Source organism: Polynucleobacter aenigmaticus, from assembly GCF_002206635.1.
Taxonomy (GTDB): Bacteria; Pseudomonadota; Gammaproteobacteria; order Burkholderiales; family Burkholderiaceae; genus Polynucleobacter; species Polynucleobacter aenigmaticus.
Map to the genome: position 1 here is coordinate 201,083 of NZ_NGUO01000002.1, position 16,179 is coordinate 217,261.

At 44.1% G+C, this 16,179-nt stretch carries 22 protein-coding genes and 2 riboswitches; of the genes, 4 read left to right on the forward strand and 18 right to left on the reverse strand.

The genetic code is table 11. From position 1 onward, the window contains the following. Positions 1 to 3: 3 nt before the first annotated feature. Complete coding sequence (locus CBI30_RS01630) at positions 4 to 231, reverse strand: DUF2798 domain-containing protein (protein ID WP_169711231.1); 228 nt, start codon at positions 229 to 231, stop codon at positions 4 to 6. Between the two features lie 239 nt (positions 232 to 470). Between CBI30_RS01630 and CBI30_RS11085 the strand changes: the two genes are divergently transcribed. The 3 genes from CBI30_RS11085 to CBI30_RS01645 are packed head-to-tail and all read left to right on the forward strand — an operon-like array spanning position 471 to position 1,841. After that, the gene (locus tag CBI30_RS11085; RefSeq protein ID WP_161492259.1) at positions 471 to 638 is read left to right on the forward strand and encodes a hypothetical protein; all 168 of its coding nucleotides are present in this window, start codon (positions 471 to 473) and stop codon (positions 636 to 638) included. Positions 639 to 690: 52 nt separating this feature from the next. Continuing rightward, positions 691 to 1,197, forward strand: a complete 507-nt coding sequence (locus CBI30_RS01640) for an MOSC domain-containing protein (RefSeq protein ID WP_088526598.1) — start codon at positions 691 to 693, stop codon at positions 1,195 to 1,197. Then, positions 1,194 to 1,841 carry a histidine phosphatase family protein gene (locus CBI30_RS01645; RefSeq protein ID WP_088526599.1) on the forward strand — a complete coding sequence of 216 codons (648 nt, stop codon included), beginning with the start codon at positions 1,194 to 1,196 and terminating at the stop codon, positions 1,839 to 1,841. The genes CBI30_RS01640 and CBI30_RS01645 overlap by 4 nt, the downstream gene beginning before the upstream one ends. 44 nt (positions 1,842 to 1,885) lie before the next feature. Here the strand turns inward: CBI30_RS01645 and CBI30_RS01650 are convergent, their stop codons facing one another. From CBI30_RS01650 to CBI30_RS01710, 13 genes are all read right to left on the reverse strand, one after another. Next, positions 1,886 to 2,125: a hypothetical protein gene (locus CBI30_RS01650; protein WP_088526600.1), complete on the reverse strand. Its 240-nt coding sequence runs from the start codon at positions 2,123 to 2,125 to the stop codon at positions 1,886 to 1,888. A gap of 74 nt (positions 2,126 to 2,199) precedes the next feature. Continuing rightward, positions 2,200 to 2,952, reverse strand: coding sequence for a transporter substrate-binding domain-containing protein (locus CBI30_RS01655; RefSeq protein ID WP_088526601.1), 753 nt, complete (start codon positions 2,950 to 2,952; stop codon positions 2,200 to 2,202). 117 nt (positions 2,953 to 3,069) lie between these two features. Continuing rightward, on the reverse strand, positions 3,070 to 3,255 hold the full coding sequence (locus CBI30_RS01660) for a hypothetical protein (RefSeq protein WP_088526602.1): 186 nt from the start codon (positions 3,253 to 3,255) through the stop codon (positions 3,070 to 3,072). 140 nt (positions 3,256 to 3,395) lie between these two features. Then, a riboswitch (glycine riboswitch) is annotated at positions 3,396 to 3,499 on the reverse strand. 4 nt (positions 3,500 to 3,503) lie between these two features. Further along, positions 3,504 to 3,593: riboswitch (glycine riboswitch) on the reverse strand. Positions 3,594 to 3,657: 64 nt separating this feature from the next. Continuing rightward, positions 3,658 to 4,023, reverse strand: a complete 366-nt coding sequence (panD, locus tag CBI30_RS01665; RefSeq protein WP_088526603.1) for an aspartate 1-decarboxylase — start codon at positions 4,021 to 4,023, stop codon at positions 3,658 to 3,660. Positions 4,024 to 4,164: 141 nt separating this feature from the next. Then, positions 4,165 to 4,722: a phasin family protein gene (locus CBI30_RS01670; RefSeq protein WP_088526604.1), complete on the reverse strand. Its 558-nt coding sequence runs from the start codon at positions 4,720 to 4,722 to the stop codon at positions 4,165 to 4,167. Between the two features lie 172 nt (positions 4,723 to 4,894). Continuing rightward, on the reverse strand, positions 4,895 to 5,455 hold the full coding sequence (locus tag CBI30_RS01675; RefSeq protein ID WP_088526605.1) for a peroxiredoxin: 561 nt from the start codon (positions 5,453 to 5,455) through the stop codon (positions 4,895 to 4,897). 30 nt (positions 5,456 to 5,485) lie between these two features. Next, on the reverse strand, positions 5,486 to 6,052 hold the full coding sequence (locus CBI30_RS01680) for an SRPBCC family protein (protein WP_088526606.1): 567 nt from the start codon (positions 6,050 to 6,052) through the stop codon (positions 5,486 to 5,488). 30 nt (positions 6,053 to 6,082) lie between these two features. Beyond that, positions 6,083 to 6,598: a DUF1003 domain-containing protein gene (locus CBI30_RS01685; RefSeq protein WP_088526607.1), complete on the reverse strand. Its 516-nt coding sequence runs from the start codon at positions 6,596 to 6,598 to the stop codon at positions 6,083 to 6,085. A 196-nt stretch (positions 6,599 to 6,794) separates the two neighbouring features. Then, the gene (locus tag CBI30_RS01690) at positions 6,795 to 7,319 is read right to left on the reverse strand and encodes a superoxide dismutase family protein (RefSeq protein ID WP_088526608.1); all 525 of its coding nucleotides are present in this window, start codon (positions 7,317 to 7,319) and stop codon (positions 6,795 to 6,797) included. 112 nt (positions 7,320 to 7,431) lie between these two features. Further along, positions 7,432 to 7,878 carry a tetratricopeptide repeat protein gene (locus CBI30_RS01695; protein WP_143744336.1) on the reverse strand — a complete coding sequence of 149 codons (447 nt, stop codon included), beginning with the start codon at positions 7,876 to 7,878 and terminating at the stop codon, positions 7,432 to 7,434. A 44-nt stretch (positions 7,879 to 7,922) separates the two neighbouring features. Further along, positions 7,923 to 8,633, reverse strand: a complete 711-nt coding sequence (locus CBI30_RS01700) for a haloacid dehalogenase type II (protein ID WP_088526610.1) — start codon at positions 8,631 to 8,633, stop codon at positions 7,923 to 7,925. A gap of 243 nt (positions 8,634 to 8,876) precedes the next feature. Continuing rightward, on the reverse strand, positions 8,877 to 9,728 hold the full coding sequence (locus CBI30_RS01705) for an LpxL/LpxP family acyltransferase (protein WP_088526611.1): 852 nt from the start codon (positions 9,726 to 9,728) through the stop codon (positions 8,877 to 8,879). 85 nt (positions 9,729 to 9,813) lie between these two features. Next, positions 9,814 to 10,575 (reverse strand): YoaK family protein, encoded by a 762-nt coding sequence (locus CBI30_RS01710; protein ID WP_088526612.1) that lies wholly within the window; start codon positions 10,573 to 10,575, stop codon positions 9,814 to 9,816. A 494-nt stretch (positions 10,576 to 11,069) separates the two neighbouring features. Between CBI30_RS01710 and katG the strand changes: the two genes are divergently transcribed. Next, positions 11,070 to 13,223: a catalase/peroxidase HPI gene (gene katG, locus CBI30_RS01715; RefSeq protein WP_088526613.1), complete on the forward strand. Its 2,154-nt coding sequence runs from the start codon at positions 11,070 to 11,072 to the stop codon at positions 13,221 to 13,223. A gap of 615 nt (positions 13,224 to 13,838) precedes the next feature. On the opposite strand, the gene CBI30_RS01720 is transcribed toward katG, so the two are convergent. From CBI30_RS01720 to CBI30_RS01735, 4 genes are all read right to left on the reverse strand, one after another. After that, complete coding sequence (locus CBI30_RS01720) at positions 13,839 to 14,234, reverse strand: COG4315 family predicted lipoprotein (protein WP_206075518.1); 396 nt, start codon at positions 14,232 to 14,234, stop codon at positions 13,839 to 13,841. A 148-nt stretch (positions 14,235 to 14,382) separates the two neighbouring features. Further along, positions 14,383 to 15,051, reverse strand: a complete 669-nt coding sequence (locus CBI30_RS01725; RefSeq protein ID WP_161492260.1) for a glycosyltransferase family 2 protein — start codon at positions 15,049 to 15,051, stop codon at positions 14,383 to 14,385. A 54-nt stretch (positions 15,052 to 15,105) separates the two neighbouring features. Next, positions 15,106 to 15,489, reverse strand: coding sequence for a hypothetical protein (locus tag CBI30_RS01730; RefSeq protein WP_088526615.1), 384 nt, complete (start codon positions 15,487 to 15,489; stop codon positions 15,106 to 15,108). A gap of 139 nt (positions 15,490 to 15,628) precedes the next feature. Then, entirely contained in the window at positions 15,629 to 16,078 is a 450-nt protein-coding gene (locus CBI30_RS01735; RefSeq protein WP_088526616.1) for a DUF1134 domain-containing protein, read from the reverse strand. Between the last annotated feature and the right edge of the window lie 101 nt (positions 16,079 to 16,179).

Genomic DNA, 16,179 nt, shown 5'->3' on the forward strand with positions numbered 1-16,179 from the left:
TGCTTATTGCCTGAGTTTATTGACCAAAGTTATAGTGAGATTACTCGCAAAAGGCCGATAGATGAGAATGCAAATAATCGCAACGGGGTAGGCTACAGACCAAACCTCAAACCATGCCCAAAGGAAATGCTGTACCAGCCCCACTCTCATCAAGGTCGTGGCCAAGGTAATACTCAAAGACATGAGTCCACCCATGATGACGGCAAAGATGAGGTTGGGAATATTAGTCATGATTCAAGCATAAAGTAAGTGTCATATAGGCCTTGGAGCGCATCGGCAAGCCAATAGAGCTGTTGGGCATGCATAATCATAGCGCCTGGATCGCTTAACTGTTATTCTGACTCGTGTGATCACTATCCCGCGCCCTATCTAGGGGAGTCTGCTGAGCAAGCTCAGAGGTTCATCATTTAAAGACCCCAGGAAAATATATGGCTGTTGGCCAAAATCAAAGAAACAGAAAAAATGACCCCATGGTTAGCAAAACTGGCAAAGCTAAATTGGGCCCGCTCAACGTCACTCAATTGACCAAATTACTTGACTCAAGCACCAAGCCCAAAGAGAAGGCAAAGATTCAGAGAGCTCTTAACAAGCGCCCTCCAGCAGCAGTAATAGCGGAACCAGCAACTGCAGCAGCGTAAATACTAAGCCCCGAAATTACCGGGGCTTTTTCTTATGTAATATGCTCTCATCATGACGGCATCTCCACAGATCCACTCGCTGTACATCGCTAATCTAGCAGGCGAACCCATGATCCAGATTGGGCAAGCTAACATTGTTTCGGGAGAAGGCATTGTTGGTGACCGTTATGCAGCAGGCCTTGGAGCGTTCTCTGTCAAACAGCCAAAAATACGTCATATATCTCTCATTGCCCTTTCTGGCATAGCAGATGCTAACCGCGAATTACTGGCCAATCAACATATCCCCTTTAACGAAGGCGATACCCGCAGAAATATTGTGATCAAGCATCTTTCTGCAGATGAGCTCAACAAGCTAGTAGGCAAGACTTTCTATTTAGGCGGTCTCGCATTCAAAGGAACTGAGCTCTGCGTACCCTGTCAGAGGCCAGCAAAATTGCTGGCAAGGCCCGATTTCATTAAAGCCTTTGAGGGTCGGGGTGGAATCAGAGTGGAAGCGTTGGAGTCCGGAATTCTTACTAACGAGGACTTACTCACCCACCAATTGAATATTAGAAGATGACCACAACAAAACTTTGCCTTATCCGTCATGGGGAAACTGCCTGGAATGCTGAAAGGCGCCTTCAAGGACACACTGATATTCCGCTTAATGCGAAGGGTGAAATACAGGCACTTCAAATGGCGCAAGCACTTAAAGATACAAAACTCACCTTCGATGTGCTGTACACGAGCGACCTCAAAAGGGCAGCAGATACTGCTAAAGCAGTCGTTCAATTATTTGGAGTGAAGGCCCGAGTTGAGAGCGCTTTGCGAGAGCGTCATTTTGGAGTGCTCCAGGGATTATCAATTAGTGACGCGCCCTTTCTAAAGCCTGATATTTGGCAGGCTCATATTGCTCGCGACTTAGATCATGAGCTCGAGGGTGGTGAAAGCATTCAGCAATTCGCATTACGAGTCCAAAAAGCCTTAGATCAGATTCAGGAACAGCATGCTGGTAAAACAATTTTGATTGTTAGTCATGGCGGCACGCTCGATATGATGTACCGCATTGCCAGCAATCAAGCCTTAAGTGCCGAAAGAATAGCTTCTGTTCCAAATGCCTCGCTAAATTGGATTGCCCATCATCAGGGTGCCGGCTGGGTAGTCGACCAATGGGCTGACACTCGCCATCTCGAAGGCCCCGCCCTAGATAACGTTGACCTCTAAGAAATAAGCCACCCGAAGGTGGCTTTTAACTTTTCAGAAAAGACTTACTTTCTGATGTGTGCGTGACGTGCAGCATCCTGTGACATGCCTTCGCCTTTTGGCTTGCCTTCGAGCGTTTCTTTTTCAGCAGTAATTTCTTTACGGCGCTCTTTGCAAGAGCCGGCAATCTCTTGCAAAGCCTTGCGAGCTCTAGCTGCAGATGCCTTGATTCCTTTGCCCTGAAACTTTTCATTCTCTGATTGGTAAGTCTCGAAAGCGGCAACTAACTTGTCATGATGGGACATATTTTTTCCTTATGAATTATTGAAATAATCGGCTAAAAGTGCACTTTAACTCATTACCAAGTCGTCAACTACATTTATTGCGCCCACTGGCCCTTAATTTCCTTGAGCTTTTCTGGCCCAAGTTCTGCAAGATAAAGATTAAAGTCGTCGCGTAACTTTGAACCCTTCTTAAAGGCAAATCCTAGGTTATCAAACCCTACCACTTGGTAACTACTGCTAACCGGTAGATTTAAGGATTTTTGATAATTGACCAGCATAACGCTATCCACGAATACCAAATCCACATTACCATTTTGCAATGCAATCAGCGCCTCAGCTGGAGATGGATATAGCTTCACTTGTTCTACCGAGTAATAGCCTTTAGGCTGCAATACGGTTTTTACATAATCATCAAATACGCTGCCTGTTGGATAGGCAATGGTGTATTTCTTTAGCTGCGATAAATCCGTTATTTTGATGTTGCGATTTTTTAATCCAATCAATTGCCAAGTGCTAGTGAAATAGGGGTTTGAAAAATCCATTACTTCTTTACGTTTATCGGTAATGGATATTCCGGAAAATGCGACATCTGCCTGCCCACTGCTAACTGCGCCCAACATGCCTAGCCAATCGTAAGCAGTCATTTTGAATGTGCAAGCCCGCGACTTACAGTAGCCCTCAAATATCTCCAAATCCATCCCCGTGTATTTGCCATCTTTCTCAAATAGCATTGGGGGAATAGTAGGAGATATCGCCACCTTAATTACATTGGATTGCTCCTCTTTGGAGCAGGCGCCAAGAATCAACAGGATCACTAGTAATGCAGGAATTAGACGGGCCAGTCTCATGATGTATTTGAAGTTAATTTAGATGAGTAATCTTAACAATAATTAAATAGTTAAAAACCACCCGAAGGTGGTTTTTAACATTTTCTGCCAATAGTGCAATACCGCTTTATCTAGCTGTCACTTTTTATCTAGACTATGGCTTGCCTTACAAAACTCCACAATGGCATCTGAAAACTTGAGATAGCGTGCATTCACTCGCCTGAGTTCACTTAACTCTGAAATGGTTTTTGAAACTTCACTCTTAAATGACGCATCCTCATATCCTGGATGGTACGGGGCTTCTTCTGTGTATTGCTTGTTCATGGCCTATGCCTTATTCAGTAAGTGTTTGATAGATCCCTGCTGGGGAAGCTAATAATGACTTCTTGCTGAATTAATTGGAGGTGGTATTCATGCGGGACTCCTAACATTTGCGCGCGTGCAAACCAATGCATCACTTGCCTGCCGCTCCCCCTGTCCTTGTTACCTGAGAGATTCACACCAAGACCCAGCTTAGTGCTTGCTCCTTCGGTGCACCATAAAATGATGACTCTCCAGACGGCTATTTAGGATAAGCAGTACCTTCCTGTTGGGTACCTGAGCGTTCATGGGAGTTTGCGCCTTCGGTGGAGGCCTAGACCTCGCTCTCCTGCTTGACGCCAGTATATCTTGTTAAATTATCTTTCAACTACGGGCTTATACCTAGCCTCACTACTCAGCAGGAAATTAATTTACTTTCTTAATTTCTTTAATGGTGTTGCCTTCGCCCAACAAAACAATCTTGGGGATATGCTGCGCAATTTCATCGTTGCCGACTTGGCCGTAAGTACAAATAATTAAATGATCGCCAACATGTGCCTTGCGTGCAGCAGCGCCATTGAGGGAGATGATCCCAGAGCCACGTTTTGCTTTAATAATGTAGGTTGAAAAACGCTCGCCATTATTGATGTTGTAGAGTTCGATCTTTTCAAATTCACGCATATCAGCAGCATCAAGTAAATCCTCATCGATTCCGCATGATCCTTCGTAGTGCAAGTCCGCCTCAGTGACGGCTGCTCTGTGAATTTTTCCCAACAACATAATGCGATTCATAGTATTTCCCCAGGAATTAAAAACGTGCCTCTTTCAGCATTTATGAATGACTGCCTTACTATTTTCTCAAATTTTTTTGAGGCGACACCATCAAAAAAACCCCGCATATACGGGGCTTTCTGAATGGCTATTATCTACTAATTACTTAGCGCGACTTTTTGCTGCTTTAGGCGCTTGGCCAAATTGACCTTGTGAAGCCTTCATTGCTGTTTCAACACTTTTCTCAAAGTTTGCAAATGCATCTTGAGTGCTTGAGCGAACTTGATCAAAGTTTTGCATTGTAGTATTAAATGCTGAAGTAAAAGCGCTTACATATGCCTCTGTACCAGCGGGTGCTTTTGAAGTAGCTGCAGCTACAAAACTCTTCAAGTCATCCTGAGATTGGTCAATAGCTGCTTCTACTGCCTCAACCAATTCCTGGTTTCCGCGACGCAATACTGCGGCAACTTTTTTCTGATACGCAGCAACTTCAGCAACTGCCTCTTGTACTTCTGGGCTCTGTAGTAGTTCTAACGCTGCCTTGGCATCTTTACCTTTTAACAATTCAGCAGCCTTTGCTTGTGCATTGGCTACAGCTTGTTGCGCTGCCTGGTAATTAATTTCACTCAATTCTTGAGCATTCTCAAGAGCGGTTTGTCCTAAAGCGCGTGCGCTTTCAACGGATTTAGCTTGGTTTTCTGCAAATTGATTTTTGAACATGATATTTCCTTTAAGGGGTTTATTTGTTGCACTGCACCATATTAATAGTTTATTTGGGGCTTAGCAAGCAAATATTGCTGCAAAGCAACATATGCCCTCGTCAGACCTGATGATTTATCACAAAAACAGGGTTGAGGACCGCTTAGAGCTTATTTTGCCGCCCACCAAAAGATTAGGCGGGTTTGTTTTTTAAATAGTTGATCACCCACGCCGGATCCCTATCACTTGGAAATATGGGGTAATGAACAGCCTCAATCACGCCCTCATTGGCAATTAAGGTGATGCGCTTTAATAAAGTCATTCCAGCTGCAACAAACGTGGGTAATTGCAGCGCCCGCTGAAATTGATAATCCACATCGCTGACTATCGGAAATGGTAAATGCAAACGATCCGCCATCTCTCGCTGGTATGCAGTTGATTGAACGCTCAGCCCCACCACCTGTGCACCAAGAGATTGAAGCTCTTGGTAGTGATCTCTGAACGAGCAGCTTTGCGGCGTACAACCTCTTGCCCCTGGTATCTGGTCCCATCCGTCTGGCAACGCAACATTGGGCTGGCCTGTCATGGGGTAACAGTAAATAACCAAATGGCCCTTGATGTCACCCAAGTTGAGTTCCTTGCCCGTGCTTGCGCTCAACAAAAGAGTGGGTATGCGCATGCCCACTAAGTGATTAGCAGCTCCATCATCTTGAGGGATGGGCAGGTCGGTGGGAAGCTGATTGAGATTCGTCATATCTTTTACTTTATCTTAATTTCACCCAATTTACTTGCATGCCCTTGGCGAAGATGACCCCTTTAAGGATGCTAGCTCAGCCATTGCCTCAAACTGTCGGCGCACAATGTTTTTGATAAAAAACTCAATCACTGCTGACGGCAGCAAAGAGTTTGGTTCAACTTGTGCGTCGTACTTAAATGTAGTGAAACCCTTGTCAGGCGATAGCCGCCAACTTCCTTTGTAATATTTTGTATCCCCACTCAACTGCTCAAAAAGCAGCACTTTGTTAGGAACTTCAACGTACTCAAGCTCGGAGCGCATCTCAATCGGCATAAACAGTATTCGTTCTTCGAGCAAACGGGCCACCCTCACCTTATTGCCCAATCTTGAAAGCACCTTCGAATCTACTACCCCTGGAAAACTCTTAGCGCCCTCATAGTCAGTAATAAATGCAAAAGCTTCGCATACCGTAATGGGCACTTCATAGCTCGCACTCACCTGAAAACGATCGCCAGTTCTGGCAATCGCCAGCTTCAAGTCATAAGGATTAGATGCATCTTGCGCAAGGGCAATAGCAGCAGCTACAAAAAGGAAAATGCCGAGGATCCGCTTCATGACAGTAGTTTAGGGGATTTTTATGACACCCTATTTTCGGATGTTTTCCAGCTTTTCACTTAAGGCCTCCACCGCTTTTGTTAATGCGCGTAGCTCTTTCTCTTTCATCAAATCAATTTTTTGATGGAGCAACTCTATCTCTAGCTCCGCCTTTATATTCACCTCAAAGTCATTGCTAGCCTGTTGACGATCAATTTCTGACAGTCGGTTTTGGCTCATCATAATTGCTGGGGCCGTGTATGCCGCCTGAAAAGACAACATTAGATTTAGCAGAATAAATGGGTAGGGATCCCATGCATTTGAGCCATTAATTGAGTTGTAGCTAATCCAAGCAAAGATACAGACACTCTGAATGATGATGAACTTCCAGGAGCCCACTGTTTTAGCAACAACATCAGAAATATGCTGGCCCGCTGTTAGTTCGGGTGCCAAATCATGCATGTGGCCCGAGATCCTGCTGGGAAGTCCTTGGCGGTGCCTTCTTCTGTGGGCTCTTAAGGCCTCTAGCACTTGCAACTCTTCAGTGGTGGGTGTTATTGCAGTCATAGCCCCTCTTCCTTATTTAAGCTCTATATGCCTATTTTATGGGAGTGCAGCTCAATCAGTAGCCGAACGTAGCAGCCCCAATGGTTCATCTTCATGTTCTAGCAGGCGGCATTCCGCAAACGAAAAACCACCCGAAGGTGGTTTTGGTATTCCTTGATGACCCAAGATAAAAATAGTTAGAGCCAAGGTGCGGCTCTTATTTAATTAGTCCGCAAGCAATTCTAGGGCCAGAATTACCTGCTGGCTGTGATTTGTAATCATCGGGATCGCGATGAACAACAACAGATCTTCCCAAGATTCCATTCGGGCCATTATTAACCGCAAAACCACTTAGCTTGGCTGAATAACTAGCATTACCATTGGCATCCGACTTAATATTGGGCATATCTCCAGCATGATTTGACCCGCTACCTGGCATCCCGTGTGATTTTGTATCTGGGTTAAAGTGCCCGCCCGCACTAGTGGCATCAGGAGCAGTGCAATCCCCTTTTTCGTGAACATGGAAACCTTGCTCAGCATTCGGTTTCAAGCCAGAAAAGTTTCCGCTTACCAAAACATCATGCCCTTGCCATACAAAATTCACCGTACCCTTAGCATTTGATCCTGAGCGCGAATCTAGGCTGGCCGATGCTTTTTGTCCATTGCCATGCTCGATAGACTGACACGCAACCAACGATACAGTGGCCAAAGCGCCGATTACCAGAGAAATACGTTTAATCATTGCCGCTACTCCTTATTCATATTAATAGAAAATATCTCACAATTAATTCTCACATAAATAATATCGAACCAAAGCAAAGACCCCATAGCGAGTAGTCTTATTGATATTAGATCTACTTTTTAGACTTATATTTTTGTATTGCCTCTTTGAGGTCGGTATATTCTTCGCACCCAAAAGTACACGCCTTATCAAGCCTTGCCAATAGAGCCTCTGCACCAGGCAAGTCATTATTAATCAACTTGAGCTTTCCGTAATACTCGAGAGCCCCGCGATGCTCTGGATTTAATTTCAACGCGGCTTGATAATATTTTTCAGCCCCAACTAAGTCGGGCGGCTGCTTTTTACGCAGGCTATAGCCCATCAAATTATTCCAATCAGCTGAACTTGTGTCATTAGCACCCTGCAATTGCTTAATGGCCTGATCGTATTTTTCAGACTTAATACTTGCCCTTGATTCTGTTAGCCAAGTCGGATCTTGTTTGGTCGGAGAAATGTCTGCAGCTCGAGATGGCTCAAGCATAGAGAGAAGTAATAAAAATGTTGTGGCTATTTTTCTCATATAAGGGACTCTGATTAATGATCCGTCATTTATATACCCATTCCTCAAATCATGCTTAGGGTGGCCTTAGTTTTAATCGAGTCCAACACTTTGCTTAATGCACTACCTTCAAAGTTTGGTTTTTCACCAATCTCTTCAAAAGGGTGGCCGAATCGATTGACCCAAAACACATCAAAGCCGTACCACTTAGCCGCCAGAGCATCCCAAGCGTTGCTAGATACAAACAAAATTTCTTCTTTCTTGACGGAGAATGCTGTTAATAGCAATTCATAGGCTTGTGGGGCAGTTTTAAATAAGCGCACATCCTCGATAGTGACCACTTTATCTAGGTAAGGCTTCAAGCCATTACTCTCGACCACGGTGGCTAACATCTCCTTGCTTCCATTTGACAAAATGGCAGTAGAAATTCCTTTTTCTTTGATTGTCTTAAGTACATTTAGGCTATCGTCAAAACTAGTGAGCTTGGCATACTGATCCATCAATTGCTTCTCGTAGTCAGGGGTAAGATGTAAGTCCATCCGCTTACAAACATAACGCAAGGAGCGAATTGTTAACTCCCAAAAGGGAAGGCAATACTTACTTCCATTTGGGTTGGGATCGCTCATTGTCACTAAGCGGGTATATTCGATTTGGCGATCACGCCACATCAAAGCAAGGGCCTGACCATGCCCCGGAAATAATTCTTCTGCTAACCGCCCCATGGAATACACGTCAAATAATGTTCCGTAGGCATCAAAGGCTATGAGCTTATACATGTTATCCCCCATTCTTATGTATGAATTTCTATTGTCGTTTAAAACGACATTTCTTGATGGCTCGATGCGGACTTGACCAAGGGCATACGAGCCCTCATCCTTGCGGAAAGAGCTCACATGCCTCCCAGCAATTTGGGGCTTATAAATCACCTTAAATTGATCGCCTCAATTATCCATTCCCACATATAAAAACCACCCGAAGGTGGTTGTGTTGTTTCTTGGTTGCCAGAGACGCGAGTAAGCTTACCCTAAAGGAGCCCTCTCGGCTCCGGCTGGATGTTTGTAGCGGTTATAAGACCACAAATATTGGTGCGGCCTGGAAACGATCATGTCCTCAAAATATTCATTCATTTCTGTACAGGCCTCAACCAAGCATTCTGGGAATGCCTGCGGCATTAGTCGACTCTTAATCATCCAGCCCTTGCCAAGCCCCAACCTTTCTGCACCAACAAAAATGGTTGCCACATTAGCTTGACGAGCTAGTTTGACTGGGAATGAAGTTGTATAAGCGTACTGATTAAAAAATTTTGCCCAAACTCCATCGCCGACACTGGGGACTTGGTCAGCCAATATACCAACCACCTCGCCCCTTGCTAAGGCTCGCTTAATCTGACGAACGCCGCCAATATTCGCCTCAACAAACTCCATCCGGGAATGTTTCCGAGATTTAAGCATTAGCTCATTCACCCACCTTTTTCGGGCTGGTCTATACATTACCGTTGCCCTCATATGCTCGGCAAAAATACGAGGCACTATTTCAAACCCGCCCAAATGTGATGCAAGAACAATTAATCCATTTCCATTTTTGGATAACTCAATAATTTGATCTAAGTTTTCTATGGTTGCTTTATTAATGGAAGATTTTGGATGTCCCCAAATCCACAGAGTATCTGCAAACATCATTCCAGATTCTGCCGCCACCCTCCATGGAGTTAATTTAAATCCAGAGTAATCTGCGGCGCTGTGATGATTTTTATTTAAGCGCGCCCGATACCGATGGGAGCACAAGTAAATCATTAGCCCTACACCTGCCCCAGAAATCTGAAGGGCTGCCAACGGAAGTGAGCTAAAGAGCCTCAATATGAAATACAACATTGGCCATTCTAGACTCTATTAAAGAAAAGTCGCCTGAAGGTGATTTTGGCGCTTGATGGTTGCGCGGCAGTTGGTCAACTGGGGCCTAGGATGCCCAATCCTTCATCTTCGCGCTAATATCCCGATATATCTGAAAACCAGCAATCAAGACAAGCAAGAGGGATAAGGGGATCACTGATATATAGCCAACCTTATTAAAGCTAAGCGCTCCAATAATCCCGCCAATCAGAAACATTCCAAAAATAAATAAATGGGTTTTTAACTTTTCTCTATTGGCCCTCACATAAGCACCCTCATTAGCCTCTTGTGACTTATTCCAATAAATCAATTTTCCCAATTCAATACCTATATCCGTAATTACGCCTGTCATATGAGTGGTCCTAATTTCCGCTCTAGAGGCTTTAGTAACTATGGCGTTCTGCAAGCCCATGACAAAACATAAGAGTAGGGCAATCGCCGGAACCGTTAAAGGCAAATACATATTTAGGTTGGCGCCCACTAAACCAAATACCAATAACAAAACCGCCTCAACCAATAAAGGCAAAGCAAACTCACTATGGATTTTTCTTCTACGCCCCCAATTAACAATGATGGCAGTGGTTGCGGCGCCAGATAGAAACGAAAGCAAAAGTGAAATGCCGCCCAAAACAGAAATAAAGTCATTAAGAGCTAGGTCATCGCCAATTGCCGAAATAATTCCACTCATATGGGAGGTATAGCGGGCAATGGCCAAAAATCCGCCAGCATTTACCGCGCCGGCTACAAATGCCATGTAGGCACCCAACTGAACATTGGTCTTATATGACCGTTGCGTACTCGTTAAAAGTTGAATGAACTTAATTGGCATTGAGGCTTCATTCTACGGCCACGGGCTTGATGCCCCCTTATCGAGCCCCGCAAATGAAAAAAGACCCAGAGTAGTTTTGGCACTTCTTGGTGACTCGGGACGTAATCAACTAGGGCCGAGGATGCCCGATCTTATTATCGATAATTTCGATTATTGAGTTCATTTAAATTCATTGGCCTGATATCGACAGAAGGAGCAAGATAAGTTCATCGCAACCAACAATAGATGAAGTTAAAAATGAAAATTCAAAATAGATTAGCGAGAATAGCTGAAGGCCTGTACTTTATTAACCATAGATACGAGATGGATTTGAAAACTATTTTAAATCTGGCTCCAGGGGCCATTAAGGAGACTCAATCATGAACATTCTCATCCACTTCATGGCGGGTAGATGGCCGTCACAAAAAGGGAGTAGCATCAAAATTAAGCAAATCGAACTAAATCAGCTAAGCTGAAATAGTCGTCCAAAATGATTTACTTCAAAGGAGATCAATATGACATCAAAAGGCACATGCCCTGTCGCTCACGGAGCCAATACTGAATCTGGCAATAGCCCAATGGCCTGGTGGCCCAAGTCACTTAATCTAGATATTCTTCACCAGCACGATACAAAGACAAATCCACTGGGACCATCCTTTAGCTATCGAAAAGAATTAAAAAAACTTGATGTCAATGCACTCAAAAAAGATGTCAAAAAATTACTGACTACCAGTCAGGATTGGTGGCCAGCTGATTGGGGTCACTATGGCGGTCTCATGATCCGTATGGCTTGGCACTCCGCTGGCTCTTATCGCATTGCCGATGGTAGAGGTGGAGCTGGCACAGGTAATCAACGCTTTGCGCCACTCAATTCTTGGCCAGACAACGCCAACCTAGATAAAGCACGCAGGCTTCTATGGCCAATCAAAAAGAAATATGGCAACAAGATTAGTTGGGCGGATCTCATGATTCTGGCGGGCACAATTGCCTATGAGTCCATGGGCCTCAAAACCTTTGGCTTCTCTTTTGGTCGCGAAGATATTTGGCATCCCGAAAAAGATATCTATTGGGGCTCAGAAAAAGAGTGGCTCCAAAAAAGCGGTGGCGAAGGTAGTCGCTATTCAGGTAAGCGTGATTTAGCCAACCCATTAGCCGCAGTAATGATGGGCTTAATTTATGTCAACCCAGAAGGCGTAGACGGCAAGCCTGATCCATTAAAAACTGCCCATGACATTCGCGTGACATTTGCTCGCATGGCCATGAACGATGAAGAAACCGTTGCGCTGACTGCTGGTGGACATACGGTAGGTAAAGCCCATGGCAATGGCAATGCGGCAAACTTGGGACCAGTGCCCGAGGCCGCACCGATTGAAGAACAAGGGCTTGGCTGGATGAACCACAAGACTAGGGGCATTGGTCGCGATACGGTTACCAGCGGCATTGAAGGCGCTTGGACAACGAACCCAACTCAATGGGATAACGGCTATTTCAACTTATTACTTAATTACGACTGGGAGTTAACCAAAAGCCCGGCTGGCGCATGGCAATATCAGCCCATTAACATCAAAGAAAAAGACAAGCCCGTTGATGTAGAAGATGCCTCAATTCGTTGCATGCCAATGATGACTGATGCTGACATAGCCATGAAAATGGATCCAGAGTATCGAAAAATTTCAGAAAAATTTCATAAAGATCAGGCTTATTTCTCCGATACCTTTGCTCGTGCTTGGTTCAAACTCACTCACCGTGACATGGGCCCTAAAGCAAGATACTTTGGTCCAGATGTACCTAAGGAAAATTTGATCTGGCAAGACCCAGTTCCAAAAGGCTCTAAAAAATATGACCTAAAAGCAGTAAAGTCCAAAATTAAAGCCAGCGGCTTATCTAACAGCGAGATGATTAATACCGCCTGGGATAGTGCCCGCACTTACCGCGAATCAGATAAGCGAGGCGGCGCGAATGGGGCTCGTATCCGCTTAGCCCCACAAAGAGATTGGATTGGTAATGAGCCAAAGCGTTTATCTAAAGCTCTAGGAATTTACGATGCGATTGCCAAAAAAACAGGCGTGAGTATTGCCGACATCATTGTTCTAGCTGGCAATATCGGCATTGAACAAGCGGCCAAAGATGGCGGCTTTAATGTCAAAGTGCCATTTACTCCAGGGCGCGGCGATGCTACGCAAATGATGACTGATATTGAGTCTTTTGAAGCACTTGAACCGGTAGCAGATGGGTATCGCAATTGGTTAAAAGAAAACTATGTGGTCACACCTGAAGAATTGTTATTAGATAGATCTCAGCTGATGGGGCTATCAGCCCAAGAGATGACCGTCTTAATTGGTGGAATGAGAGTGCTAGGAACAAATCATGGCGGCACTAAACATGGGGTGCTTACAACCAAAGTGGGAGTTCTGAGTAATGACTTTTTTGTTAATCTGACTGACATGAATTACATATGGAAACCAACTGGTCGCAATAGCTACGATATTGTCCATCGAAATACGGGCAAAACTAAATGGACAGCAAGTAGAGTTGATTTAGTATTTGGCTCTAACTCAGTGCTTCGTTCTTATGCGGAGGTTTACGCTCAAGACGATAACAAAGAAAAGTTTGTGGGGGATTTTGTTGCGGCATGGACTAAAGTCATGAACGCCGACATGTTCATTTAAATAAATCAGAAATTACTTATAAGAGGTAGCAGTTGCTACCTCTTTTTTATTAATCAAAATTTATCGCTTAAAACAGCATCTACTAAAACAGAAATATCGACTTGATATGCCCTTTTAGTGCGCTCAATTGAAAGCCTATCGCGACTATTGCAAGGAAAATCACCAGAGTAAGTATTTCCGCAATGTGTCTTATTAAGTAATTCTGAGACTTACGGCGCACCATTGTCTGGAAAAAAGCAAATGGCCCAACAGCTAGGCTATTCGGATTTTTGATGTTCCGAGCAGAATCGAACCAACAATATAAGGTTTATCGGCCTTGACAAACAAGAGGCAAATCCCACAAGGGCTTACCTTGACTGTAGTCACAATTCACTCCAACTGACGAGGTTGAACTGGATGCGCAGCCAGTTAAGATCAAAAAAAATATAAACATAGCTGCCGCACTAAATAGTTTTTTCATTGCACTGGACCTCCAATTGGCTTATTTAGACCCATTTTCCCATGGCATCTTGAGGACGCCAAGATAAAAACCACCCGAAGGTGGTTTAGGTGCTTCTTTATGGCCCAGAGCGAAATCCAACAGGGCCCAGGATGATTAATCCTAAATCACTATTTTTACATCTTGATAATGCGCCACGCACCCTCTGATCGACCATCTCCAATCTTATCGCCTGGTTTGATGTCTTTGACATAGAAATACAAAGGCATGCCATTAAACGCCAACTGCTTTTTGCCGTCATCGCGGGCAATAACTGAATAATCGCCAGATACAGCAGGGCTACCTTCCACTAAAAGGGGCGGCCAATTGGCAGCACACATACCATTGCAAACTGACTTACCTGAGCCAACGACATCCTTGCCATAGGTGTATAAGGTCATACCATTATTACCCGCTAAAACACCATCATTAGCCTTGGTAAATGGCGCTAATGCTACTCCGGTCATTGAAGCACAAGCGACTAAAGTAGCTGTAGCCACTAAGGCCATTAATAAACTTTTAATTCGATTCATGTTTCCCCCCTTTGTTGGTTGATTTAATACTTTAACCCTAATTTATATCCGCCGCTTTACACAACACCAAACGATGCCAGGATATGCGCTTGATGCGTACTTTTAAGGGCAATTGATGATCGGGCGCACACTACATTCTATTTACCACTCACTCTTCAAGAGCGTAACTTATGTCCAATTTCTGTGGTCGTAAAGTTACATGAGAATATTTCAAAAAATTTTCTCGATGCCTTCTGTAGAATAAAAGACCCTCCTTTATGCTGGTAACTGTGGCGCCTTGTTCGAGCATCTTGTCCCAAAGGTTCCAGTCTTCTTGAGGGTGAATACCATCCTCATACCTCTTCTTGTAGCCAATTCTTTGTCCAAAAGCCGTACGATACATCATAGATCCGTGATGCTGTTCTTGGCGATTCCAATACAAGTCGCCCTGATAAGGAATGGTCTCACCAGGTACCCGAACCAAGATTTCTTCTTTTAATTCACCCGTAACAACAATGTCATAAGTAACAACATCGGTGCTGGCATTTGATAACAACTCAATTGCATCTGAACGCAACCAATTATCAGCGCCTATGAATAGAACATACTCCGTATTGATCCGAGATAGTATGTCTTGAAAGTTGTCTACAACTCCCAAGTTTTCCTGCCTCAATATATATTCAATATCGGGATATAGGCTTGGCAAATGATTGCAGTCGAACGCACCATCATCAACAAATAAAATCCTTGCGGGTGGAGTTGTTTGGGAGAGTAATGACTCGATGCAATGTGCGGCAAGGTGTCCATACTTATAGGAGGCAATAACGACAGTAATCATATTGAGTGGCATTAGAGCACGAAACTATGACGTTTGATGCCATCCAACACTTTATTAGCCTTTAGTTAACTTGGCTCTTCCGTGCATAAAAAATTTCCTGCCAACAAAGTTCATCGCCAAAGAAATAATAGTTGTGATTGCGCCCGTCACAATTGCTTCCGTTGTAAAGCTACCAAAATGAGTTGGGTGCGCCAATAAATCTGCAACAAAGCACATTCCACCGGTAATGCCTGCGACTACATATTTATTGCCAAGCCAGCGATGAGTTAGCAGCGAAAGAATAAGAACGCCAGCGCCGGTGATAAACCCTGTCTCTAGTGCCTTTTGAAAGTGGCTAATGGTTGCCAACCAAATATTGCCCTGCACCATAACTAATAGGCAGGCAGGGGTTGCTTCGCAAAATGGCGTTAGAAAAATCTTAATTTTTTGACTCAGCATTTTGAGCTCTCATCAATGGGATAGCCCACGGTACCATGCCCAACTAAACTGCACAGACAATAAAACTACCCGAAGGTAGTTTTATTGTTCCTTGGTGGCCCGGGGCGGAATCGACCAGAGCTCAAGATATTTAACTTAATTACTTATCAAGCTTTACAGTAACTCCACTAGCGCTGAGGTTAAGCTGAAGGCCTTCAGAAGTGCTGGTTAGGCGCATGATGACACCATTTTCATTTTTAAGAACGGTTCCACCAACGCCACCGCCCAATGTGATGCTGCTCTCTAATTTGGTAAAGGTGCCAGGAAACTTAGATATATTAGTTAAGTCGTACACCTCACCACTTGCGGCCAATTTAGACACGCCCACATTGGCGCCAAGACTCATTCCACTAATCTTGAATGGATACTTTTTCCCTTGATAGGTCAGTACACCGCCACCAGTGCTGCCGCCAATAATTAAAGCAAACTGGGTTTCATTAATACTTACTGTACCAGATGGCTTTTTAGGGGCATCTGCCGCACTAGCGCCAAAACTAAAAATTGCTAATCCTAAAATTAGAAAGGAAAGAAACTTGCGAATACTTGTCATATAACTTCTCCACTTGTTGTAGCCCATAAAATGATTATGGAATCAGCAATATTGCCAATTAAAGCTTACTCCGGTTACGCGATCAAGACAAATGAAAAAAC